The following is a 23,472-nucleotide window of genomic DNA, read 5'->3' as shown; positions in this document are numbered from 1 at the left end:
ACGGACGTGTTGACGGCCATCGAGCATAAGCAGCGGATCAAGTCGAACAGCGCGCTGCTCGCTTCTTCATTCCCGACGCAGAAGGTGAAGCCCGGCCTCGACCCCGCATCCGCATGGCCGTTCCCGACCGGAGCCGCGAATTGACCGCGCGCCCGGCCCCTTCTACCCAACGTCCGCTGCCGCGAAAGCGGGAACACGCAAAGAAGCGCCCGGCTATCGCACTGGCAAGCGTCAACGGTACTTCGATGCAGTCCGACTGCAACGGGCTAACGCCCGCACATGCGATCCAGAAGGACGAAGCGCCGCTCGCGCGGCGCAAACCTATTCAGACGAACGAATCCCTGGCGGAGACCCGCCAAGGCAGGCTCACGCGCCTCGACTCCCTTCGCATCGAGATCCGCGCGTTGATCACCGAGATCTCGCATGCGGCCGACGTCGAGCTACTGGACCTGATGGCCGACGAGATCGGATCGTTCGCTCGCCACAAGGCGGCGCAGGACGCACGCACTTGGGCTGCTACCGCCGCGATCACGCTTGAAACGGGACTCATGCAGCTCGCCCGAGCAACTCAGCCCGTGACCAAATAACGAGGAACAATGCAGTGAGCACCACGACTGAACGACTGTTGCGACTTCCGACCGTTCTCGACATGGTCGGCTTGGGCAAGACGACGATTTACGCCATGATGAAGGAAGGCAGTTTCCCGAGACCACGACGAGTTCGCAATCTCTCACTATGGGCAGAGACAGAGGTACAAGCATGGATCCGTTCCATCACGTCGCGCGAAACATCCACCGCCCAATAACATGTCCAGGTCTAGACCTGATCTCTCAGCCAGCGCCGGATCAGGTCTAAACTTACTTGGATACGGCCTCATGAAGGGCCGTGATCGACCCGGACCGGCCCCTCAAGCAGACGTTAGTGTTGTGACCGCTTTGGGGCCGATAGCGGCGGTCTCTATAGGCGGCGGAGATTAGCACTACTCCGGCGTTCGAACTTTGTTATTTCAACGACTGCCAGTCTCGCACTACCTCGCTTTGCATTTACGCAAACCAGTGCGCCTCCCCCCGTCAAAGCACGGGTCACCGAGAGCCTGCCACCGAAAACTTGACTGTTCGGTGCTGTTCAGAAAGCTGGTAATCTTCCAGATGGGTAGACAGCGTAATCTTCAACTAAGATCGACGTCTTGGACATATATGACTCGAGCTGGGATGCCCGAGCATTAGTTCCTGCGTACTACGACAAAATACTTACTCATTGCTTCGAGGAACCAGATGGCAGAGGAGAATTTTAAAAAAACAAGCTTGTGGAAAATGTCACTTGCGCCCGTTCAAGACGACCCCTTTGAACCACAACGTACACGTCTACGCGCAGCCTATATGGCTTGTCGAGACAAAGTTGCGCCTATTGTCGAACGGATTGCTCATGTATTGCCGGGCCTCACCGTCCACGATATCTCTCATCTTGACGCACTCTGGGAAACTGCCGATATAATCGCGGGTAGTTCATATCCATTGAATCCATTGGAAGCCTTTGTTTTTGGCTTGTCAATTCTCTTCCATGACTCAGCGATGTGCTGGCAAGCATACGAGCTCGGCCGAGATGGGGTTCGAGATTCTATTGAGTGGAAAGACGCATATGCACATGAATGTGATGCGTGGCCCGACATGCCGGACGAGATGCGCGAGAAAGCTGCGGACTTTTCGGCTCTGCGAGCCCTGCACGCCCATCAAGCCAAGAATTTACCTGATCTGAAGTGGACGCATCCAGACACGAGTCAAGAGATATATCTTATCGACGATATCCAGTTGCGCACAGAAATCGGTTCCTTAGCGGGCAAGATTGCGGCAAGTCATCATTGGGATCTGGCTGAACTCACCGTCGCCCTTGGGGATCAATTCAATGCCCCGTTTTCTCTCCCGGCTGAATGGTCTGTAGATCCCGTTAAAGTTGCGTGTCTCTTGCGATGTGCCGACGCGGCCCACATCAATCAAGGACGCGCCCCCTTGTTCTTGTATGCACTTATCAAGAGGCAGGGCGTTTCATTAGACCACTGGAAGGCCCAGAATAGAATGATGGGCCCTTCGCTTGACGCCGGCGACCCTTCTAGGGCGACAGTGTTGTACACCTCGAGTCGCCCTTTCAAAGAAGCCGATGCTGCAGCCTGGTGGGTTGCATATGACGCCGTTTGGGTTGTGGCTCAGGAAATTGATTCTTCAAACGAGTTACTCCGTCTACGTAATCGTGCTTCTTCACCCGAGTTCGCAGTTAAGCGAGTCAAAGGTGCAGCATCGACCGTGGAGCTCACTAAATATCTGAGAGTCGAAGGGTGGACGCCATGTAACGCAAAACCACACGTCAGTAATGTCGAGTCGCTAGTCAAAGAGTTGGGTGGTGAGATGCTCTATGGCAAGGGTTCGCCAGCGCATGTACTTGGCATAACGCTTCGGGAGATGATACAGAATGCGAGAGATGCCATTGTGGCGCGGACTTTTGTTGACCCAGGTTTCGAGGGTGAAATTGTAGTTAGCTTATCGGAGATCAATCAAGAAAAATGGATCTCGGTCGAGGACAATGGCATTGGCATGTCGCGCGCCGTAATGACAGGGCCTTTGCTGGATTTCGGGAACAGCTTCTGGAAATCATCGCTGCTTCAAAGTGAATTTCCAGGTCTTCGATCATCAGCGTTCCGATCGATAGGTCGATTTGGAATTGGCTTCTATTCAGTCTTCATGCTCGGAGACTCGGTCGAAGTGGCCAGCCGGGGATGGGATAAGGGATTAGATGACGCAAACACTCTCGTATTTGCTTCGGGCGTCTCTTTACGCCCAATTCTTCGTCACGGACGGTCCCGGACCCTTTCGTCGAAAACGTCGACAAAAGTGAGTGTGCGAATCAACCCCAAACTGCTTTCAACGGATTCGCAGATTCAGGTCAAACCGGGCTACATGGGGTTGCAGGAATTTTCATGTCCATTACCGGATTTCATTGCTGCCCTCGTGATCGGATTGGATGTTCCTGTTGCCGTTGCCGTCAATGACGGCCAACCCTCGCGGGTTCATGCTGGCTCATCCGTAACTACCGAGGCAGCACGTCAAATTCTAAGTCGGAACTGCTTTTTAGCCATACGTGGCGATACCGCGCCGAAACAGTATATTGACCAAAATTATCATCGCATGCGTCCAATCAACGTGGGCGAGCGTTTGATTGGGTTTGCTGCGCTAGCAACCACGTCGAATTTCGGAATGATGTTACTCGGGAGGCAGACAGTCGGTGGAATGCCAACGTCGCTTGAAAATGGATATTCAGAGTCGTTTATTGGATTTATGGACTGCAAGCCTTTGTCGGCGAAGCGAGAAGCGAGCCAGTTCGAGGCGTCCACTGAGACATTGCGTTCTTGGGCCTTGGAGCAGTTAGATATCTTGCAAAATGAAGGCGCGAACGATAGTGAGCGCTCTGTAGTTGCGGCCCACCTCGGTAGTTTTGGCTGTGATCCTATAGATTTTGCGCGCATTCTGATTTCGGTTGAAGGTGTCCATGCTTTTGTAAGCTTTGACCAGCTTGCAGAGTTGGCTGAATCTAAACCGGTCGGTATATTGAAGTCTGAAATAATGCAGCACGCGGATGCTTACCATTCCGTTCAATATGTTAACGGGATTGCTCTCATTCGACCTGTTGTTAATTCTCAATTTTGCAATTTGGATTTCGAGGGTGACGAGCCAAAAGATAAAAATAGCATTATAGGTTGCCTGTTTAGGGCGATTGTTTCAAGAAACAAATCCCCTAAATGGGAAGTTCGTGAAACGGAATATAAGTCCATATTTCCTGGTTCGCTGCAACTGCTTTCAGTAACCGCAACATGAAGGTCGGAGTTGAGTGAGACTTTCGCCTTTTCAAGGATAAGCCTCCGCTATCTGTGAGTGCAAGGTAGCTGATGTTGCCGACTGTCTGTCGCCTGTAAGGAAATCATGGTCGCTCGATGTTTAAATTGAGCGACTATCGGCTTACTTATCAAAGAGATTGCCGCTCACCGAGCTGTCACTTGTGCTGATCCGATAAATTGGGAAGCGAATTGGGTTCACATGTCCAATTGGTGCGCGGCGACAAACCGCCGCATGGCATGGGGCCGCTTTCGGCGAATAAGCCGACGCCCGAGCGTCCGTACAATGACTAAGCGAAATGTCCGAGGTTGGCCGAACTGCGCCATACGATGCTGTCGTGCCGCTCCGGCGAGCCGGCGACGTCCGAGCGGCGCATCTCTCACCCGAAACGGTCACCGGGCGACGGCATATTGCGCTGTCGATTCTCACCCGCAAAAGACGTTGTAGTCTTCGTTAGCTCCTGTCACATGTGCCGGTGAAATAGTCAATCCCGCAGCTTTCGTTTGAATTTGATTCCAAATGGAAGCTCAACGTAGTCCCAATCAGGGAATAAGCTGATTGCAATTGTTCCGCCAATGGCAATACACAAAGCAACAATGGCAGAGGTTGCCCACGCAGCCCCTGGCGCAACCGCGGCTGTAGCAACGCCTCCAAATCCACCAGCCCCGATTATTAATGGCACGGCTGCAACAACGCCTGAAACGGCGATAGGCCCGATAGACTTGATGTATTTCACGGCTTTTAACTGTGTGGCCAAGCTGCCTTCGAGTACGATGATCTCAGTCGATCCGCTCTCCATAGCAGCTTTCAGTTCTTCACTGGTGCGCACTTCGACACTCATGATTTTCGTCCATTTTCAGTGAAAAACTACAACTGAGCATTACGAGACAACTCCCTACGACAATTCTCCAATAACCAGAAACAGAGTTGTGCTTAAATGCCGGCCTGCCGCATGAGCATTGCAGCCATGGCTGCATTCGAAGCGCCATAATTATTTGCGACACGAACTTGCGTGACAAAGTGAATGCTGAATATGGTAGATAAGGAATTGATCCACCCAACAGTCATTCCGCTGGTGCGACAGGCACAGAAAATGATGTCGCACTTTGCCGCGACGAATGTGGATAGGCTTTGCGGTAGTCGTGAGTTTGGGTCACCTTGACTCTCGATGCCTATCACCAAACCATTGACTCCACGCATGATGACTGCGATATCGCGTGGCCCAGTGTGGACCGTTTGGATAGTGGCTGCTGGATACTTAGTTTGAAGAGTTTGATACAGATGAACGAGGGTGCTCGACTTGCCACAGTTTCCCGGACCCTGCAACGCAAAAATATTGGGCATGTGTTGTTCCTTTTTTAGGCTCAGCGTAGCATATGTCGAAGGCGTTGTGATCGAGTCCTGGCTAAGCGGGGTTCGCACTGTTTCGCTACGATCACCGTTTCCACATCGTAAGATCCAGCGCACATGAGATTGCTGCGCAATCTTTGACCTAGTTGTCAACGACCTCGATGACCGGGCCGAATGTCTCATAGTGGCCGGTTACTGCCCCCAGCGCTGCAATTGTGCCCACACCGTCTCCCCTTGCCCTCACAATTAGGGGCAGACAGCGTTGATGCGCAATTTGGGCCGCCAGATTACTCGGATGATTTCGCTGGCTGTATGATTTGCGGGATGCAATCCCTTTGCCGGCCGGATTTTGTGCCGGAGTACCCCGTTGTGCACACCGAGGACGCCCGTGGACCGCTTGGAAATCACGCCCCCAACGAGAGAAAAGCTCGCAACCGCGCAGTGGGTTTTTGAACGGCAACTAGCGTGGATCGCAGCCGCAGACGTGAAAGTTGGCGTTGTGGTGAGCATCGATCTCGCTTTGCTCGGCGGCCTCGCGGCAGCATTCAGCGGCGCCGCCCACAAAACCCTAGCCGGGGAGGTTTTCGCCACACTTGCAGGCATCGGGCTCATTATCGCGGTGATCTGTGCTGCCCTTGCGACCTTTCCTCGTCTGAATGGTCCCAAACAATCCCTATTGTTTTTCGGCCGAATTGCGGATGTAAATGCCGACGAATACGCGAATGCCCTACTGACCGCGAGCGAAGCTGATCTGATCGGCGACTGGGCTCGCCAAATTCATACGAACGCGAGAATTGCTAATGAAAAGCATAACTGCGTCCGGCACGCGATGACTTGGTCTTTCGGATCGGTCATCGCTTGGCTAATCGCGCTTTGCTATTTTGTTAAGCCTTGAGGGGACAACAGTGGGCATCAAAGAAGACCTGCAATCGAAGGTGCAAGATCTCGTACAAATGTCCTGGAACGGAATTCCGAACGCGACAGCCATCCCAGACGAAACGACTCTAACTTTTGGAAATTCCGGCTCGCGGCTTAACGTGACCGTGTTATACGCGGATCTCGCTGGCTCAACACAGATGGTCGATTCGATTGCGGATATTTTGGCGGCCGAGTACTACAAGGCCTTCCTACATTGCGCGTCACAACTCATTCGCAGGCACAACGGAAACATTCAAGCTTACGATGGCGATCGAGTAATGGGTGTATACATCGGGGAACTCCAGGCGGACGATGCAGTATCAACCGCCCTTGAATTGAATTACGCAGTACATGAAATAATTAATCCAACTTTCCTCGCCCAATACGGCACAACCCATCGCCAGATGAAACATACCGTAGGAATCGATAGCGGGTCCGTCCTCGCCGTTAAAGTTGGCGTCAGGAACGCAGGGGAACTTACTTGGGTCGGCCCAGCAGCAAATTATGCAGCAAAGCTGAATAGTTTTTCTGGGCTTGATAATGATTTTTCGACTCGAATTACGGAAAACGCATTCTCACTTCTCAAGTCCAACGTTTCAAAACTCGGATCTGCGAATGAATTCATGTGGGAGGGTCCATACAACAACACAGGGAGGACGCACTACCGGACCAGGTACAGCAGACGGTTACCGAGCGAAGCGTCAACTCAGTCACGAATCCACCTCATATAGCAAGTCGAAAACCTTCACGTTGTGGTCCATGTTGCCCTTCTTGACGGGAGAACGGCAGTTATAAACGGTGGATTGACGTTGCGGACTCAACGATGCCCACATGTGAACCGTCTGCCGCCCGTTTGTGGCACATTTGCGGTCCATTTATTGCTCAAGGAGGCGCTCCTAACCCCGTGCAGCCCTGTCACCCCACCGCGATCGCAGTTGGCTGCATCGTCACAACCTCAGAATTCTCCTTCCCTAATGGACAACGGGAGACCTGTTCATGTCGATTAACACTTACGAACGCGCACATGGCGACTGGAAACGCGCATGCTGACCGATAGACGCGTCGCAAGAAGCATCACCGAAACCAGCCTGAGCAACAGATCGGATCTCGATCCCGCTCGCTTCAAGCAAGAAATTCAGCGCCTCATCGAGGCTGTACCGCCACCGCCCGCCGGCCTGGAGCGCAGGGCCTTGGAGCACTACGCGATCGATCACGTTCTGCTGCCGCTCGAAGCGATAGGCATGACCGGCTACGTCGCGGTGCAGGAGGGTGAATCCACGCTCATTGCCTCCATTGTCGCGGGCAATGTTGAAGCGGGATTTCACTGGCTGCACCTGGTGATGCGGCTCATCGAGAAGCGGTACATGTTCTATGAGCCGCTAAGGATGTCGCGGCACGCCATCGAGCGCTGCATGCAGCGCACTGCAAGCCGGAGCTTCGAGGATATGCACGAGCACCTAAGCCAAGCCTTTGGCAGTGCGATCCCCCTCATGACGGTTGGTGTGCGTGAGCAATGGCAGCAGTGCGCGGTGCCGGTACGCGACGGCCTCTTTGTGGGCTCAATTTCCGATGGCGGTGCGACCTGGCACATGGACACGTTCATTTCGCGCAAGAACTACGAACCGCCCTCGCGCTGGGACAATTTCAAGGGCATCTTCCCGGAATTTCCCGACTGGTCGCGTGACGAGCGGCGCAATATCAACGTGGTCGGCGAATGGATGAACGCTCAGCTCAGGAAGATCATCGAACATACGACAATCGTCTCGCGTGTACCCTTCCTGAAGCACCCCTACGTTCCCGGAGTTGATCGCGACTCGGGCGCCTGGGCTGGCGCACCGTCGGCAGTGCGGCGCAAGTGATCCGCGCACTGGAAAATTCCGCGTTTGCGCGCTGGGCCGTATGGGCCGGCATGGCACCCGCCTGTGCCGAACTTGCGGTCGGGGTGCAAGAAGAGCATTGGAGCGGCGCTTTCTTTGCAAGACGCAGCCTCTGGCTCGTTCAATGCTTGGCTGCTGCTGAGCCGTGCTAGAACTCGCTACCCTACGCGTAACATCAATCACATTACAGCAAGAGATCGGTATGACGGCAACGGTAACGAAGGAGCAGCTGGACCAAGCACTTGAAGCGTGGGAGGTTGCGGAAGAGAAGTCTCGTCTTGAGCAGCTCAATTGGGGCCAGCTCTCAGCGAGCCGCCAATCACTCATTACCTCACTGCGCAAGACTGGCCATACGCTGGACGAGGCCCAGGCGCAATTTAATCGGTACTCCGAGGCGCATCGCGCGGCGCTGGTCACCGCGTGGGCCGACATGGATGAGAAGTGCGCACATTACTGGTCACTGCATGCGCGGTTCACTGCGCAGCAGCCTTAATCACGACGCACACCGCCTCCAAGGGGATCGCCCCCCCTCTGTAGCCGTCTTCGCAATATCGAAATTGTCGACAATTCTCATAGGAACGTCGACCGTCCGATGTTGGCCGGTAGCTGTCCATCGCCATCAAGAACCACCGCCCGGGATGGCGACGAATCCCACGGAATGGCTCATTGTCCAAGGTCGCGCTGCGGCCAGTTGTCCCAGCACGTGAAAAAGAGGGTATCAGAGGGGGTATCAAACACCTCCTCCGTTACCAAACCATTTAACAATCAATAGTTTATTGTCACGACGGCCAATGCAGCTTCCACATGACGATATGTCTGATCACTTCCGTTGCTCCTGTTCGTTGGCGTGCGCGCCGCCGGCGCGCCGCAAGCGCAGCGGGCGTCGCGCCGTGTGTGTGGTCGGTCTCCGCTGTTACCCGCGGGTGCGGGCGAGCCGGGACGAAACAAGCCGAATATCGACCGTCGTCCAGTCGTTCCGACGACGATACGCGATTTTTCACTGCATCGATATTCGACGACGCGATCCGGGGAAACGGCGGCAGCCACCAAGCCTACCAAACTTGATGACGCCGATGTGCGATCACGCAACGGACAGGCCGTATTGATTGCTGTTCGGACGCAACGCCATCTAGTCCCCGGCCGACTGGCAGGAACGCGTATTGCTGGACCCTTGGCCAATTGAAGCGCTATCACGAACCATTCGATCGCTCGCTATCCGGATTCGTCATTGATATTTTAATATTCGCAGGTTTTACCGATCCGCCGGGTAATAATTACGATTAACGAAGAATTGGATATTCAAAACCCGGCAAGACATCATTGACTTCGGCTTTCATCGAAATTTAGAATCGCATACACCATATTTCATCTTGATTTTCAGCACCGCACGAACGTCGCCCCTCGTCTGCACGAAGCGCGTTCTGCACTGACTGCACCCGCATCACAACGGGCGGCGCGTCCTTTTACGTTCAATTTTCGGCATTGATCGGCATTCGATTAAAAGCCGTTCAATTCGCCGCCGTGCGTCACGTCACGATTAATCCAGGGCATTTTCAGAATGCCCGCGACACAACACAAAAGCGATCGAATCACCCGCTCCGTTCGAGCATTCCGATAAAAATACATTCATCAGGAGGGTCGTCATGAACATGCACCGCTTCACGAAATCGCTGTGTCTCGGATTCGTCTGCGCCGGCCTGCTTTCCGCCTGCAACGACGACGACGTCCAGTCGAGCAGCACGCCGTCGAACAGCGCCGCACTGTCGTTCCGCATGGACACCGGCGGGCAGATCAACGCGTTCTACCGGCAGGACAAGGTCGCCGCGCACCTGCTGGTGCGCTCGTCGACGAAACCGCGTCTGCTCGTGGTGTTCCCGGCCGGCAACAGCGGCACCGGGATGTGGTTCGACGACACCGCCCAGCCGGTGAACTGGAACCTCGACACGTCGCCGTCCCCGCTGTCGGCGCCCGATACGCACGGTCGTCCGCTCTACGGCATCGGCGCCGACGTCTCGGTCGACACCGACACGCTGACGATCCGCCAGGGCCTGCTCGGTAGCGTGCGCTTCCTGCGCGATTTCAACGGCGGCGCGACGATTCCGCCGGAGATCGTCACCGCCCCGACGATCCAGGGTAGCGCCGTGCAGTGGCAGCGCGACCGGATCGACGGCGCGCCTGGCCAGATGCTGCGCATCACGCTGCGCGACGGCGGCAGCATCGCGACCGCCGCGGGCGGCAAGCTCGTGCTGCGCGCGGCGGCCGGCGCACGTACGCTGAAACTGCACGTCGACGCGCTGTCGGGCGAGACGCCGTTGTCGCCGATCCTGCGCGCGGACCTGCTCGCGCCGTCCGTGAATCCCGACCCGGTCAGCCAGAACGTGCTCGAATTCCTGAGCTTCCACGACAAGCTGCTGGCCGGCTCGTGGCAATACGACACCTACTTCGGCCGCGACACGCTGATCTCGGTGCGCATGCTGATGCCGGTGCTCGAGCCTGCGGCGATCGAGGCCGGCCTGACGTCGGTGCTGAGTCGCCTGTCGAACGACGGCAAGGTCGCGCACGAGGAAGACATCGGTGAATTCGCGCTGGTCGACAACGCGAAGCACGGCCGCCCGAACGATGCAACGCCGACCTACGATTACAAGATGATCGACAGCGACTACCTGCTCGCGCCGATCGCGGCAGCCTGGCTGATCGACGACACGCGCGGCCAGGCGCGCGCGGCCGCCTATCTCGCGCAACGCGGCGCCGACGGCCAGACGAACGGCAGCCGGCTCGTCGTCAACCTGCTGCACGTCGCGGCGACCGCGCAGCCGTTTGCACAGCAGCCGTCGGTCGCGAACCTGATCCACCTGCGGCCCGGCGAGATCGTCGGCAACTGGCGCGACAGCACCGACGGGCTCGGCGGCGGCGTCTATCCGTACGACGTGAATGCGGTGCTCGTGCCGGCCGCGCTGCGTGCGGCGAATGCGTTCCTCGCGCGCGGCCTGCTCGATCCTTATCTGGACGCCGGCCAACGCGCAACGCTCGCGAACACGGCCACCGAAGCGGCCACCTGGGAGCAGCAGGCGCCGCCGCTGTTCCAGGTAAGCGTGCCGGCCGCGCAGGCGGCGGCCGACGTCTCGGCCTATGCGCCGTCTGCCGGTGTGCCGGCCGGTACCGCGCCGAGCGCGCCGCTGACGTTCTACGCGCTGTCGCTCGACGAGCAAGGCACGCCGATCCCGGTGATGAATTCCGACGGCGGCTTCGCGCTGCTGTTCGGCACACCGCCGGACGACCAGCTCCAGCGGATCGTCACCGACGTCACGCGGCCGTTCCCGACCGGGCTCGTCACCGATGTCGGGATGCTGATCGCGAACCCCGCGTATGCGAACCAGGCGCTCTGGCCCAAGTTCACCAGTTCCGCCTATCACGGCACGGTCATCTGGTCATGGCAGCAGGCGATGTGGGTCGCCGGGCTCGACCGCCAGCTCGCGCGCCAGGATCTGTCGGACACGACGCGCACGCTGCTGACGCAGGCACGGCAGAAGATCTGGCAGGTGATTTCGAACGGACGCGACATGCGCACGTCGGAGATGTGGACCTGGTCGTACGTGAACGGTCAGTACCAGACCGATGCATTCGGCACCCGCAGCGCGGATGCGACCGAGGCCAACGCGGCACAGCTTTGGAGTACGACGTATCTCGCGATTCGCGATCCGCAGCTGCGCGCGGGCAAGTACTGGTGGCAAGCGTCGCAGCGGATGCAGGACACGCAGCCGCAACATGCGGCGGCGATCGCGTCGCGATAGCCGGTGCGGTGAGAGGAAAGCCCCGCGCGCTCATGCTCGTGCGGGGCTTCATTGCGGTATATGCGAGACGGACACAGCGCGCGCGTCGCGCTATTGCGTGACGACTGCGCGCCACATGGTCACAACGCGCGGCCGCCGCGCGTCAATGCGCGACCACGCGATTGCGTCCGTCGCGCTTCGCCTGATACAGCCGTTCATCGACCGCCCGCAGCAACGCATCGACCGTGCTTCCATCGACGCCGTACTGCGCAACGCCGACGCTGACCGTCACCTGCACGCGCTTGAAATCCAGCCCGAACGGCGAACTCGCGATCGACGAACGCACGCGCTCGGCCGTCATGCGCGCGCCTTCGAGCGGCATCTCGGGCAACAGCGCCATGAACTCCTCGCCGCCGACCCGCGCGAGCGCACCGGCCGGACGAATGGCCTCGAGACACTGGCGCACGACGCCGCGCAGCACCTCGTCGCCGATCTGGTGTCCATACGCGTCGTTGATGTTCTTGAAGTTGTCGAGATCGAGCGCGAGCAGGCAAAACGGCGTGCCGTCGCGCTCCGCGCGCACGATCTCGCGCTCGACCTGCGCGATGAACTGACGGCGGTTGGACGCGCCCGTCATCGGATCGGTCGCGGCCATGTATTCGAGCTTCTGGTTCGTGCGCCGCAACTCCTGCAGCGCACTCTCGGTGCGCGCCATCGATTCCGACAGCCGGCTCATCAGGTCTTGCTGACTGTAGATCGCCGAGAACGAACGCGTCGTCTGCAGCGCCTGCACGACACCGTAGCTGAGCAGGAAGAACCCGCCCGCGAAGATCGCATGCGCAAGCCACCACATGTGGTTCCAGGGCTTGCCGAGGATGAACGCGAGCGACGACAGCGCGAATGCCATGATCGACATCCCGTAGATCACCATCAACGGCGATCGGATGCGCCGCGCCAGCAGCAGGCCGACGTTGAGCAGCGAAAACACCAGCGCGCCGCCTTCCATCGACAATCGCGTGCCCAGCGCGCCCGCGACCGGCGAATACGCGATGTAGGCGACCGCCACGTTGATGACGAGGAACGACACGATCCACGGCAGCCACGTTCGCACGCGCGTACGCTTCTCGACGCGATCGGGCGGCTGCGAATACGACAGCAGGCCCGTCAGCAGCAGGATCGACATCACGAGGCGCGACGCAGGCCCGTACAGCAGGAACAGCCAGATGTTGTGGTGCGCCATGCCGGTGAAGACACCGTGCAGCGCATAGATCATCGCGAAGCCCAGGAAGCCGAGCGTCAGCCAGCGCAGCAGCGGTTCGCCGGACGATCGGTAGCACACCCACGTCACATAGGTGACGAATGCGCCTTCGAGGGTCGCGGCGGCGATGGCGATTTCATGGAAGGCGTGGCTCTCGAACACGACGTGCGGGTCGCTGAAGAGCCACAGATAGGCGATCAGATAGGCGGGCAGCAATGCGAAGCCGACCAGCAGGCATCTCGCATAGAGCCTCGCGGCCGCGGTGACGACGCGCGGCGGTTCCCCGGCTGCATAGGTCGTGCTCAATTCGGTCCCCGTTCGGTCTGCTGCGTGGTTCGAACGTTTACGGCGCCAAATGTGCGCGCATGCATCCACTGCGCCGGCTACCGGAAACGCATCACGTACGCCGGTACGACGCACGCGTTGCCCCATCCCGCCGAAAGGCAAATGTCAGAGCAAGTATAGGTGCGGCAATTCGTTTGACAAGTAAGGGGAAACGGCAGCATCGAACCGGCGCCGTTTGCCTCCCGATCCTTTCGAATCGCAAGCGACGGCCGCCGCTTGGGTCAATGCGGGCGGTGGCCGTCGGCGGGCAAAAAAGTCAGACGATTTCGAACAACCCGGCGGCGCCCTGCCCGCCGCCGATGCACATCGTGACGACCACGTACTTCACGCCGCGCCGCTTGCCTTCGATCAGCGCATGACCCGTCAGGCGCGCCCCCGACACGCCGTACGGGTGACCGACCGCGATCGCCCCGCCGTTCACGTTCAGGCGCTCGTCAGGAATCCCGATCGTATCGCGGCAGTACAGCACCTGTACCGCGAACGCTTCGTTGAGCTCCCACAGGCCGATGTCGTCGACCTTCAGCCCGGCCTGCTTCAGCAGCTTCGGCACCGCGAACACCGGGCCGATGCCCATCTCGTCCGGCTCGCAGCCGGCCACCGCGAAACCGCGGAACACGCCGAGCGGCTGCAGCCCTTCGCGCTGGGCAACATCGGCGTTCATCACGACGCACGCCGACGCGCCGTCGGAGAACTGGCTCGCGTTGCCCGCGGTAATCACGCCGCCCGGCACGGCCGAACGGATCTTCGACACGCCATCGAGCGTCGTGTCGGGCCGGATGCCTTCGTCGGCCGATACCGTCACCTCCTGCGTGGACAGCCGGCCCGTCGCCTTGTCGGCAATGCCCGCACGAACGGTGATCGGCACGATCTCGTCGGCGAAGCGGCCCGCTTCCTGCGCGGCCGCGGCGCGCAGTTGCGACTGCACGCCGTACTCGTCCTGCCGCTCCTTCGCGATCCCGTAGCGCTTCGCGACGTTTTCCGCCGTCTGCAGCATGTTCCAGTAGATCTCGGGCTTGTGCTCGACGAGCCAGCTCTCCTGGATCATGTGCCGGTTCATCTCGTTCTGCACGCACGAGATCGATTCGACGCCGCCGGCGACGTACACGTCGCCCTCGCCCGCGATGATCCGTTGCGCGGCGAGCGCGATGGTCTGCAGTCCTGACGAACAGAAACGGTTCACCGTCATCCCCGGCACGCTCACCGGCAGCCCCGCGCGCAGCGCGATCTGCCGTGCGATGTTCGCGCCGGTCGCGCCTTCGGGGTTTGCGCAGCCCATGATCACGTCCTCGATGCGCGCGGGGTCGAGCTTCGCGCGTTCGAGCGCGGCCGCGACCACGTGGCCGCCGAGCGTCGCGCCGTGCGTCATGTTGAATGCGCCACGCCACGACTTCGCGAGCGGCGTGCGGGCGGTCGATACGATTACGGCTTCGGTCATGCGAGTCTCCTTCGGTCCTGCTTCATGTCCTGAATCGGATGGGAATGCGCTACGCCGTCGGGCGCGCGCCCGCGGACGTCACGTGTGCGACGCCCGCCGCCTGCATCTGCTGCCATGCGTGCGCGAGCGACCCGTTCAGGTCGATCGCACGGCACGCATCGTTGATCACGGCCGCTTCGAAGCCGGCCGCGCGCGCATCGAGCGCCGACCACGCAACGCAATAGTCGGTCGCGAGCCCGCAACACCACACGCGCTTCGCGCCAAGCTCGCGCAAATATCCGGCGAGCCCCGTGCGCGTCGTGCGGTCGGCTTCGACGAACGCGGAATAGCTGTCGACCTGCGCGTCGCCGCCCTTGCGGATCACGAGCCTCGCATGCGGGATGTCGAGGTCGCGATGCAGCGCCGCGCCTTCGGTGTCCTGCACGCAATGCACGGGCCACAGCACCTGCTCGCCGTACGGCAGCGCGAGCGTCGAGAACGGCTCGCGCCCCGGGTGATTCGCCGCGAACGAGACGTGCTCGCGCGGGTGCCAGTCCTGCGTCAGCACGACCTGGTCGAAGCGTCGCGCGAGCGCGTTGATCACCGGCACGACCGCGTCGCCGTCCGGCACCGCGAGTGCGCCGCCCGGCATGAAGTCGTTCTGCACGTCGATCACGAGCAACACGTCGTCGGTGCGTTTCATTGCGTTTCTCCTTGCAGGCCTCGCCGCGCCGTCGCGGGCGGCGTCAGCCGTTGAATCCGCGGCCGGCCCTGGCCAGTTCGACGATCGACGGCGCGAGCTGCCACGCGTCGCCGTTCGGCGCGGCCGCATAACGGCGGATCGCGCGCTCGACGTTGTAGAGGCCGACCATGTCCGCATACAGCATCGGGCCGCCGCGCCACAGCGGGAAGCCGTAGCCGGTCAGATACACCATGTCGATGTCGGACGCCTTCGACGCGATCTTCTCCTCGAGGATCTTCGCGCCTTCGTTGACCAGCGCGTACACGAGCCGCTCGACGATCTCGTCGTCGCCGATCTTGCGCCGCTCGATGCCGCGCTCCTTCGAATACGCGACGACCATCTCGTCCACGAGCGCCGACGGCTTCGCCTTGCGCTCACCCGGCACGTAGTCGTACCAGCCGCCGCCCGTCTTCTGGCCGAAGCGGCCCTGTTCGCACAGACGATCGGCGATCTTCGAGTAATGCAGATCGGGCTGCTCGACATAGCGGCGCTTGCGAATCGCCCAGCCGATGTCGTTGCCGGCGAGGTCGCTCATCCGGAACGGGCCCATCGCGAAGCCGAACTTCTCGATCGCGCGATCGACCTGCGCGGGCAGCGCGCCTTCCTCGAGCATGAAGAGTGCCTGGCGAATGTACTGCTCGATCATCCGGTTGCCGATGAAGCCGTCGCACACGCCCGACACGACCGCCGTCTTGCGGATCTTCTTGGCCACCGCCATCACGGTGGCGAGCACGTCCTTCGCGGTGTGCGCGCCGCGCACGACCTCGAGCAGCTTCATCACGTTGGCGGGGCTGAAGAAGTGCATGCCGACCACGTCCTGCGGCCGCTTCGTGAATGCGGCGATCTTGTCGATGTCGAGCGTGGACGTGTTCGATGCGAGGATCGCGCCGGGTTTCGCCACCGCATCGAGCTGGCCGAACACCTGCTCCTTCACGCCGAGCTCCTCGAACACGGCCTCGACGATCAGGTCCGCATCCTTCAGGTCGTCGTAGGACAGCGTCGGCGTGATCAGCGCCATGCGCGCGTCGAGCTTCTGCTGCGTGAGCTTGCCCTTCTTCACTTGCGCGTCGTAGTTCTTGCGGATCGTGGCGAGCCCGCGGTCGAGCGCGTCCTGCTTCGTCTCGAGCAGCGTGACGGGCAGGCCCGCGTTGATGAAGTTCATCGCGATCCCGCCGCCCATCGTGCCCGCGCCGATCACGCCGACGCGGCGGATCTCGCGCACCGGCGTATCGGCCGGCACGTCGGGAATCTTGCTCGCCGCGCGCTCGCCGAAGAACGCATGCCGCAGCGCGCGGCTTTCCGGCGTCATCATCAGCGCGACGAAACCGTCGCGCTCGGCGACGCTGCCCTTCTCGAAGCCGTTCAGCACGCCGGCCTCGATCGCATCGATGCACTTGTGCGGCGCCGGGAAATTCGGCGCGGCGGCCCGCGCGGAATTGCGCGCGAACTGGATGAAGCCCGCCGCGTTCTCGTGGACGATCTTGCGATCGCGCACGCGCGGATGCGGCCCCTGCCGCGCGCCGACCTTGCGCGCGAACGCAACGGCCGCGTCGAGCAGGTCGCCGTCGGCCATTTCATCGAACAGCCCGCTCGTCGCGAGCTGCTCCGACGGCACCGGCGCGCCCGACACGATCATGTTCAGCGCGGTTTCGAGGCCCACCGCACGCGGCAGGCGTTGCGTGCCGCCCGCGCCCGGCAGCAGGCCGAGCTTCACTTCGGGCAGCGCGACCTGGGCGCCGGGCGCCGCGATGCGATAGTGCGCGCCCAGCGCGAGTTCCAGGCCGCCGCCCATCACGACGCTGTGCAGCGCCGCGACGACCGGCTTCGCGCTCGCCTCCACCGAGCGGATCACGGTGTGCAGCGTCGGTTCCTGCAGGGCCTTCGGGGTATTGAATTCGGTGATGTCGGCGCCGCCGGAGAACGCGCGGCCCGCGCCGGTCAGCACGATCGCCGTGACCGACGGATCCTGCGCCGCGCGATCGAGCGCGTCCATGACGCCCTGGCGTGTCGACAGGCCAAGCCCGTTGACGGGCGGATTGTTGAGCGTGATGACGGCCACGCCGTCGCGAGTCGAGTAATCCACTGCCATCTGCCTGCCTCCATGCATCGCGCGCCGGGGTGGCTGCGCTTCATTGTGCGCGGTCGAACGGCCGCATGTCCGGATCGAACGGAGGCAGCATACAACGAAAAAGCACGGTCGTTCAATTTGATTTTTTCCCGATCCGGGGCCGGATCGGGCAGACCGCGCGGCTGGCCGTCGCCAGCCGCAACTTACGACTCGCCGACTGCTGTCGGCAGCACGTAGTCGCGGAACGTTTCGCGCAGCTTCAGCTTCTGAAGCTTGCCGGTCGCGGTGTGCGGCAGCGATTCGACGAACACGACGTCGTCGGGCACCCACCACTTCGCGACCTTGCCCTCGTAGAACGCAAGCAGCGCGTCGCGCGTCAGGTTCGCCCCCTCGCGCGGGACGACGACGAGCAGCGGGCGCTCGGTCCACTTCGGGTGTGCGCAGGCAATGCAGGCAGCTTCCGCGACGCCCGGGTGCGCGATCGCGACGTTCTCGATGTCGATCGAGCTGATCCACTCGCCGCCGGACTTGATCACGTCCTTGCTGCGATCGGTGATCTGCAGGAAGCCGTCGGGATCGATCGTCGCGACGTCGCCGGTCGGGAACCAGCCGTCGGCAAGCGGCGACGTATCGCTGCCGAAGTAGCGGTCGATCACCCATGGCCCGCGCACCTGCAGCTCGCCGAACGCGACGCCGTCCCACGGCAATTCGTTGCCGTCGGCGCCGACGATCCGCATGTCGACACCGCAGATCACGCGGCCCTGCTTCTCCAGCAACCGGCGCTGCACGTCGAGCGGCCGCTGCGATTGCGCCCAGTTCAGCTTCGCGAGCGTGCCGAGCGGCGAGAGTTCGGTCATCCCCCACGCGTGGATCACGCGCACGCCGTATTCGTCCTCGAACGTGCGCAGCATCGCGGGCGGACACGCGGAGCCGCCGATCACCGTGCGGTTCAGCGTCGAGAAGCGGACGCCGGCCTCGCGCATGTAGTTCAGCAGCCCGAGCCACACGGTCGGCACGCCCGCGGAGAACGTCACGCGTTCGGCCTCCATCAGCTCGTACAGCGATTTGCCGTCGAGATCCTTGCCTGGCAGCACGAGCTTGCCGCCCGTGAGCGGCACCGAATACGGCAGCCCCCACGCATTCACGTGAAACATCGGCACGACGGGCAGCACGGCGTCGAGCGCCGACAGGTTCATCGCGTCGGGCAGCGCGGCGCCGTATGCGTGCAGCACCGTCGAGCGATGCGAATACAGCACGCCCTTCGGATTGCCGGTCGTGCCCGACGTGTAGCACAGGCCGCACGCCTGCTGCTCGTCGAGACGCGGCCAGTCGTAGCGGCCGTCCTCGGCGTCGACGAGCGTTTCGTAGCACAGGAACGGTGTCGTGCCGGACGGCAAATGCGCGGCGTCCGTCATCGCGATCCAGCCCTTCACGTGCGGACACTGCGGTGCGATCACATCGACCAGCGGCGCGAAATTGATGTCGAAGCAGACGTAGCGGTCTTCCGCGTGATTGACGATGTAGGCGATCTGCTCGGGAAAGAGGCGCGGGTTGATCGTATGGCACACGGCGCCCATCCCGCCGATTCCGTAGTACGCCTCCAGATGCCGGTAGCCGTTCCAGGCCAGCGTGCCGACGCGGTCGCCCGATTCGACGCCGAGCCGCGCGAGCGCCTGCGCGAGCCGCTTCGCACGCTGCTCGCAGTCGCGGTACGTGTAGCGATGCAGGTCGCCTTCCACGCGCCTCGACACGATCTCCGTATCGCCCGCGTAACGCGCGGCATGCGCGATCAGCGACGACACCAGCAACGGCATGTCCATCATCTGGCCCAGCAACGGCTTACCCATCGTCTTGTTCTCCCGGAAGGACGCGAATCGGTGACCAGCCTCGAAGCGGTGCGCCAGCCTGCAGCCCGTCCACGGCCCGGACAGGCCTGGCGCCAGGCGCGCGAGCCGCCATGCGGGCGGCGCGGCGCCGCCTTACAATATCGGCTTACCCAGAGGCGCTCAACATGTCGTTTTCCCGAAGCGCAGCCGCTACGGCTGACACCCTCCCCGACCTCGCCGCGACGCTCGGCGCGCCGGCCGACGGCGCGTTCGTCACGCTCGGCGACGCGTTTCATACGCGTTTGCCGGCCGCGCCGCTGCCCGCGCCGTATGTCGTCGGCTTTTCCGACGAAGTCGCGCACCTGCTCGGCCTGCCGGCGTCGCTCGATCAGCAGTCCGGATTCGCCGAGCTGTTTGCCGGCAATCCGACGCGCGACTGGCCCGCGAGCGCAATGCCGTATGCATCGGTGTATTCCGGCCACCAGTTCGGCGTGTGGGCCGGCCAGCTCGGCGACGGCCGCGCGCTGACGATCGGCGAGCTCCCCGGCACCGACGGCCGGCGCTACGAACTGCAGATCAAGGGCGGCGGCCGCACGCCGTATTCGCGGATGGGCGACGGCCGCGCGGTGCTGCGTTCGTCGATTCGCGAGTTCCTGTGTTCGGAAGCCATGCATCACCTCGGCATTCCGACCACCCGCGCGCTCACGGTGGTCGGTTCCGACCAGCCGGTGGTGCGCGAGGAGATCGAAACGTCTGCCGTCGTCACGCGCGTTTCGGAGAGCTTCGTGCGCTTCGGCCACTTCGAGCATTTTTTCTCGAACGATCGCCCGGACCTGCTGCGCCAGCTCGCCGATCACGTGATCGACCGTTTCTATCCGGCATGCCGCGACGCCGACGATCCGTACCTCGCGCTGCTCGAGGCCGCGACGCTGCGCACCGCCGACCTCGTCGCGCAGTGGCAGGCGGTCGGCTTCTGCCACGGCGTGATGAACACCGACAACATGTCGATCCTCGGCATGACGATCGACTACGGCCCGTTCGGCTTCGTCGACGCGTTCGACGCGAATCACATCTGCAACCACTCCGACACGAGCGGCCGCTATGCGTACCGGATGCAGCCGCGCATCGCGCACTGGAACTGTTACTGCCTCGCGCAGGCGCTGCTGCCGCTGATCGGGCTGCAGCACGGGATCGCCGACGACGATGCGCGCGCCGAGCGCGCGGTCGACGACGCGCAGGCCGTGCTCGCGAAGTTTCCCGAGCGCTTCGGCCCCGCGCTCGAGCGAGCGATGCGCGCGAAGCTCGGCCTCGAGCTCGAGCGCGAAAACGACGCCGAGCTCGCGAACAAGCTGCTCGAAACGATGCACGCGAGCCATGCGGACTTCACGCTGACGTTCCGCCGTCTCGCGCAATTGTCGAAACACGATGCGAGCCGCGACGCGCCGGTGCGCGATCTCTTCATCGATCGCGACGCCTTCGACGCATGGGCGAACCTCTATCGCGCGCGGCTGTCCGAGGAAACACGCGACGATGCCGCCCGCGCGGCCGCGATGAATCGCGTGAACCCGAAATACGTGCTGCGCAACCATCTGGCAGAAGTCGCGATCCGGCGCGCGAAGGAAAAGGATTTTTCCGAAGTCGAGCGACTCGCACAGGTGCTGCGCAGGCCGTTCGACGAACAGCCGGAACACGAAGCGTATGCGGCATTGCCGCCCGACTGGGCCGGGTCGCTCGAAGTGAGCTGCTCGTCGTGACCCGCACGGCCCGACCGACCGATCAGGAGAACATCCACATGTCACACGATTCCGACGACAAGACCTACCCGTATCAGAAGGACGACGCCGAACTGCGCCGCCGGCTCACGCCGCTTCAATACGAAGTCACGCAGCATGCGGCGACCGAGCGCGCGTTCACCGGCGAGTACACGGACACCGAGGACGCCGGCATCTACAAATGCGTCGTCTGCAGCACGCCGCTGTTCGAATCCGGCGCCAAGTTCCACTCGGGCTGCGGCTGGCCCAGCTACTTCAAGCCGCTCAACGGCGAGGTGATCGACGAGAAGATCGACCGCTCGCACGGCATGGTGCGCGTCGAGGTGCGCTGCAACCATTGCGGCGCGCATCTCGGGCACGTGTTCGAGGACGGCCCGCGCGACAAGACCGGTTTGCGGTACTGCATCAATTCGGCTGCGTTAAACTTCGAGTCCCGACCCGAAAACGAATGAGCGGCGCCGGACGGATCGGTCGGACAGCCTTCGCGGCTGCCCCGATCCCGGACGGTGGCGCCTGGCGGGTCCCCACAACGGTGAAAGGCCGCGCGAAGCGGCCTTTCACGCAGCTGCGAGCGCCATGAAATTCCTGTTCGATCTGTTTCCGATCATCCTGTTTTTCGCCGCCTTCAAGGTCTGGGGCATCTTCACCGCCACCGCCGTCGCGATCGCCGCGACACTGGCCCAGGTCGCGTGGGTCGCCTTCCGGCACCGGAAGGTCGACACGATGCTGTGGGTCAGTCTCGGCGTGATCGTCGTCTTCGGTGGCGCAACCCTCGTCCTGCATGACGAGAAATTCATTCAATGGAAACCGACTGTGCTGTACTGGCTGTTTGCGATCGGGCTGCTCGCCGCACGCTATGCGTTCGGCAACAACCTGATCGAGAAGATGATGGGCAAGCAGCTCACGCTGCCGCACCCCGTATGGGACAAGCTGAACGTCGCCTGGGCGCTGTTCTTCGCGCTGCTCGGCGTCGCGAACCTGTACGTGGTGCACAACTACACCGAATCGCAGTGGGTGAACTTCAAGCTGTTCGGCACGACGGGCGCGATGGTCGTGTTCATCATCCTGCAAAGCCTGTGGCTCACGAAGTATCTGAAGGACGAATGACATGAGCGACGCTTTCCTCAACGCCTCGCCCGACGAGCGCATCGCGCTGATCGAGGCGCGCCTCACCGCGTCGCTCGCACCGCTGTCGCTCGACGTGCGCGACGACAGCGCCCAGCATGCGGGCCACGCCGGCGCCGCCGCCGGCGGCCATTACACGGTGACGATCGTGTCGGCCGCCTTCGCGGGCAAGCCGCGCGTCGCGCGGCACCGGCTGGTGTATGATGCGCTCGCTGATGCGATGCAGCGCGGCATTCATGCGCTCGCGATCGTGGCTTATACGCCCGAAGAATTCAACGAATCTTCAATCTAGTCTCAACAGGAATTCCCGATGATCCTGAAATCTCCCCGCCTGTGGGTCGTGGCGGCTGCATTCGCAGCGGCACCGGCATTCGCCCAGAACATCGCCGTCGTCAACGGCACGCCGATTCCGAAGTCGCGCGCCGACGCGATGGTCGCGCAGCTCGTCCAGCAGGGCCAGACCGACAGCCCGCAGCTGCAACAAGCCGTGCGCCAGGAACTCGTCAATCGCGAAATCCTGATGCAGGAAGCGATCCGTGAAGGCATCCCGAACCGCCCGGACGTGAAGGCGCAGGTCGCCGTCGCGCAGCAGACGGTCGTGCTGCGCTCGATGATCGAGAGCTTCCTGAAGAAGAACCAGCCGACCGACGCGGAAGTGAAGGCGCGCTATGACGAACTCGTGAAGGGTGCCGGCGGCAACCGCGAGTATCACCTGCACCACATCCTCGTCGACAACGAGCAGCAGGCGAAGGACCTGATCGCGAAGATCAAGGCAGGCGCGAAGTTCGAGGATCTGGCGAAGCAATACTCGAAGGATCCGGGTTCGGGCAAGAACGGCGGCGACCTCGACTGGTCCGATCCGAAGGCGTACGTGCCGGAATTCGCGGCGGCCGCGCAGAAGCTCCAGAAAGGCCAGATGACCGACACGCCGGTGAAGACGCAGTTCGGCTGGCACATCATCCGTGTCGACGATGTCCGCGACATCGCCCCGCCGCCGTTCGACCAGGTGAAGGCGCAGATCGCGCAGCAGCTCGTGCAGCAGAAGCTGCAGGCGTTCGAGGAAGGCCTGCGCCAGCAGGCGAAGATCCAGTAACGCCGGCGCTTGTCGCCCATGCAAAGGCCGCTC

The 23,472-nt window shown here is 61.7% G+C and carries 21 protein-coding genes; 14 read left to right on the top strand and 7 right to left on the bottom strand.

Features of this window, described 5'->3' with window-relative positions; translation table 11 throughout:
- Positions 1-6: 6 nt before the first annotated feature.
- The 4 genes from HW466_RS14470 to HW466_RS14455 all read left to right on the top strand — a co-directional run bounded on the left by HW466_RS14470 (position 7) and on the right by HW466_RS14455 (position 3,863).
- Positions 7-144, top strand: a complete 138-nt coding sequence (locus tag HW466_RS14470; RefSeq protein WP_174905731.1) for a hypothetical protein — start codon at positions 7-9, stop codon at positions 142-144.
- Positions 141-587: a hypothetical protein gene (locus HW466_RS14465; protein WP_174905732.1), complete on the top strand. Its 447-nt coding sequence runs from the start codon at positions 141-143 to the stop codon at positions 585-587. Before HW466_RS14470 ends, HW466_RS14465 begins: the two co-directional genes overlap by 4 nt.
- A gap of 14 nt (positions 588-601) precedes the next feature.
- Positions 602-805 (top strand): helix-turn-helix transcriptional regulator, encoded by a 204-nt coding sequence (locus HW466_RS32285; protein WP_081712955.1) that lies wholly within the window; start codon positions 602-604, stop codon positions 803-805.
- 469 nt (positions 806-1,274) lie between these two features.
- Positions 1,275-3,863, top strand: coding sequence for an HD domain-containing protein (locus HW466_RS14455; RefSeq protein WP_151003700.1), 2,589 nt, complete (start codon positions 1,275-1,277; stop codon positions 3,861-3,863).
- Positions 3,864-4,365: 502 nt separating this feature from the next.
- Here HW466_RS14455 and HW466_RS14450 read toward each other — a convergent pair.
- Together HW466_RS14450 and HW466_RS14445 are read right to left on the bottom strand one after the other, a co-directional pair.
- Positions 4,366-4,722, bottom strand: a complete 357-nt coding sequence (locus HW466_RS14450) for a beta/alpha barrel domain-containing protein (protein WP_151003699.1) — start codon at positions 4,720-4,722, stop codon at positions 4,366-4,368.
- Positions 4,723-4,814: 92 nt separating this feature from the next.
- Positions 4,815-5,225: a hypothetical protein gene (locus tag HW466_RS14445; RefSeq protein ID WP_151003697.1), complete on the bottom strand. Its 411-nt coding sequence runs from the start codon at positions 5,223-5,225 to the stop codon at positions 4,815-4,817.
- A 394-nt stretch (positions 5,226-5,619) separates the two neighbouring features.
- Here HW466_RS14445 and HW466_RS14440 point away from each other — a divergent pair, with 394 nt between their 5' ends.
- From HW466_RS14440 to HW466_RS14420, 5 genes are all read left to right on the top strand, one after another.
- A complete protein-coding gene (locus HW466_RS14440; protein WP_151003695.1) occupies positions 5,620-6,126 on the top strand; it encodes a Pycsar system effector family protein in 507 nt (168 codons plus the stop codon).
- 10 nt (positions 6,127-6,136) lie between these two features.
- Entirely contained in the window at positions 6,137-6,880 is a 744-nt protein-coding gene (locus HW466_RS14435) for an adenylate/guanylate cyclase domain-containing protein (RefSeq protein ID WP_151003694.1), read from the top strand.
- Positions 6,881-7,192: 312 nt separating this feature from the next.
- Entirely contained in the window at positions 7,193-8,008 is an 816-nt protein-coding gene (locus HW466_RS14430; RefSeq protein WP_151003691.1) for a hypothetical protein, read from the top strand.
- Positions 8,009-8,228: 220 nt separating this feature from the next.
- Positions 8,229-8,519 carry a hypothetical protein gene (locus HW466_RS14425; protein WP_151003689.1) on the top strand — a complete coding sequence of 97 codons (291 nt, stop codon included), beginning with the start codon at positions 8,229-8,231 and terminating at the stop codon, positions 8,517-8,519.
- 1,156 nt (positions 8,520-9,675) lie between these two features.
- On the top strand, positions 9,676-11,817 hold the full coding sequence (locus HW466_RS14420) for a glucosidase family protein (RefSeq protein WP_151003715.1): 2,142 nt from the start codon (positions 9,676-9,678) through the stop codon (positions 11,815-11,817).
- Between the two features lie 142 nt (positions 11,818-11,959).
- Here the strand turns inward: HW466_RS14420 and HW466_RS14415 are convergent, their stop codons facing one another.
- From HW466_RS14415 to HW466_RS14395, 5 genes are all read right to left on the bottom strand, one after another.
- Entirely contained in the window at positions 11,960-13,360 is a 1,401-nt protein-coding gene (locus HW466_RS14415) for a sensor domain-containing diguanylate cyclase (RefSeq protein ID WP_060348389.1), read from the bottom strand.
- A 295-nt stretch (positions 13,361-13,655) separates the two neighbouring features.
- Complete coding sequence (locus tag HW466_RS14410) at positions 13,656-14,834, bottom strand: acetyl-CoA C-acyltransferase (protein WP_151003687.1); 1,179 nt, start codon at positions 14,832-14,834, stop codon at positions 13,656-13,658.
- A gap of 49 nt (positions 14,835-14,883) precedes the next feature.
- Positions 14,884-15,516 carry a bifunctional nicotinamidase/pyrazinamidase gene (gene pncA, locus HW466_RS14405; protein ID WP_059449940.1) on the bottom strand — a complete coding sequence of 211 codons (633 nt, stop codon included), beginning with the start codon at positions 15,514-15,516 and terminating at the stop codon, positions 14,884-14,886.
- 43 nt (positions 15,517-15,559) lie between these two features.
- Complete coding sequence (locus tag HW466_RS14400; RefSeq protein ID WP_174905733.1) at positions 15,560-17,644, bottom strand: 3-hydroxyacyl-CoA dehydrogenase NAD-binding domain-containing protein; 2,085 nt, start codon at positions 17,642-17,644, stop codon at positions 15,560-15,562.
- A 182-nt stretch (positions 17,645-17,826) separates the two neighbouring features.
- A complete protein-coding gene (locus HW466_RS14395) occupies positions 17,827-19,470 on the bottom strand; it encodes a 3-(methylthio)propionyl-CoA ligase (protein ID WP_151005132.1) in 1,644 nt (547 codons plus the stop codon).
- Positions 19,471-19,634: 164 nt separating this feature from the next.
- On the opposite strand from HW466_RS14395, the gene HW466_RS14390 reads away from it, so the two are divergent.
- The 5 genes from HW466_RS14390 to HW466_RS14370 all read left to right on the top strand — a co-directional run bounded on the left by HW466_RS14390 (position 19,635) and on the right by HW466_RS14370 (position 23,439).
- Entirely contained in the window at positions 19,635-21,203 is a 1,569-nt protein-coding gene (locus tag HW466_RS14390) for a protein adenylyltransferase SelO (protein ID WP_151005134.1), read from the top strand.
- Between the two features lie 38 nt (positions 21,204-21,241).
- Positions 21,242-21,673: a peptide-methionine (R)-S-oxide reductase MsrB gene (msrB, locus tag HW466_RS14385; RefSeq protein WP_059449944.1), complete on the top strand. Its 432-nt coding sequence runs from the start codon at positions 21,242-21,244 to the stop codon at positions 21,671-21,673.
- Between the two features lie 124 nt (positions 21,674-21,797).
- Complete coding sequence (locus tag HW466_RS14380; protein ID WP_059449945.1) at positions 21,798-22,328, top strand: septation protein A; 531 nt, start codon at positions 21,798-21,800, stop codon at positions 22,326-22,328.
- Position 22,329: 1 nt separating this feature from the next.
- Positions 22,330-22,638, top strand: a complete 309-nt coding sequence (locus HW466_RS14375) for a BolA family protein (protein ID WP_059449946.1) — start codon at positions 22,330-22,332, stop codon at positions 22,636-22,638.
- Positions 22,639-22,656: 18 nt separating this feature from the next.
- On the top strand, positions 22,657-23,439 hold the full coding sequence (locus HW466_RS14370; protein ID WP_059503185.1) for a peptidylprolyl isomerase: 783 nt from the start codon (positions 22,657-22,659) through the stop codon (positions 23,437-23,439).
- The last annotated feature ends 33 nt before the right edge of the window (positions 23,440-23,472 follow it).

The organism is Burkholderia territorii (assembly GCF_902833055.1).
Taxonomy (GTDB): domain Bacteria; phylum Pseudomonadota; class Gammaproteobacteria; order Burkholderiales; family Burkholderiaceae; genus Burkholderia; species Burkholderia territorii.
This window is presented reverse-complemented; position numbering and strand designations above follow the sequence as displayed.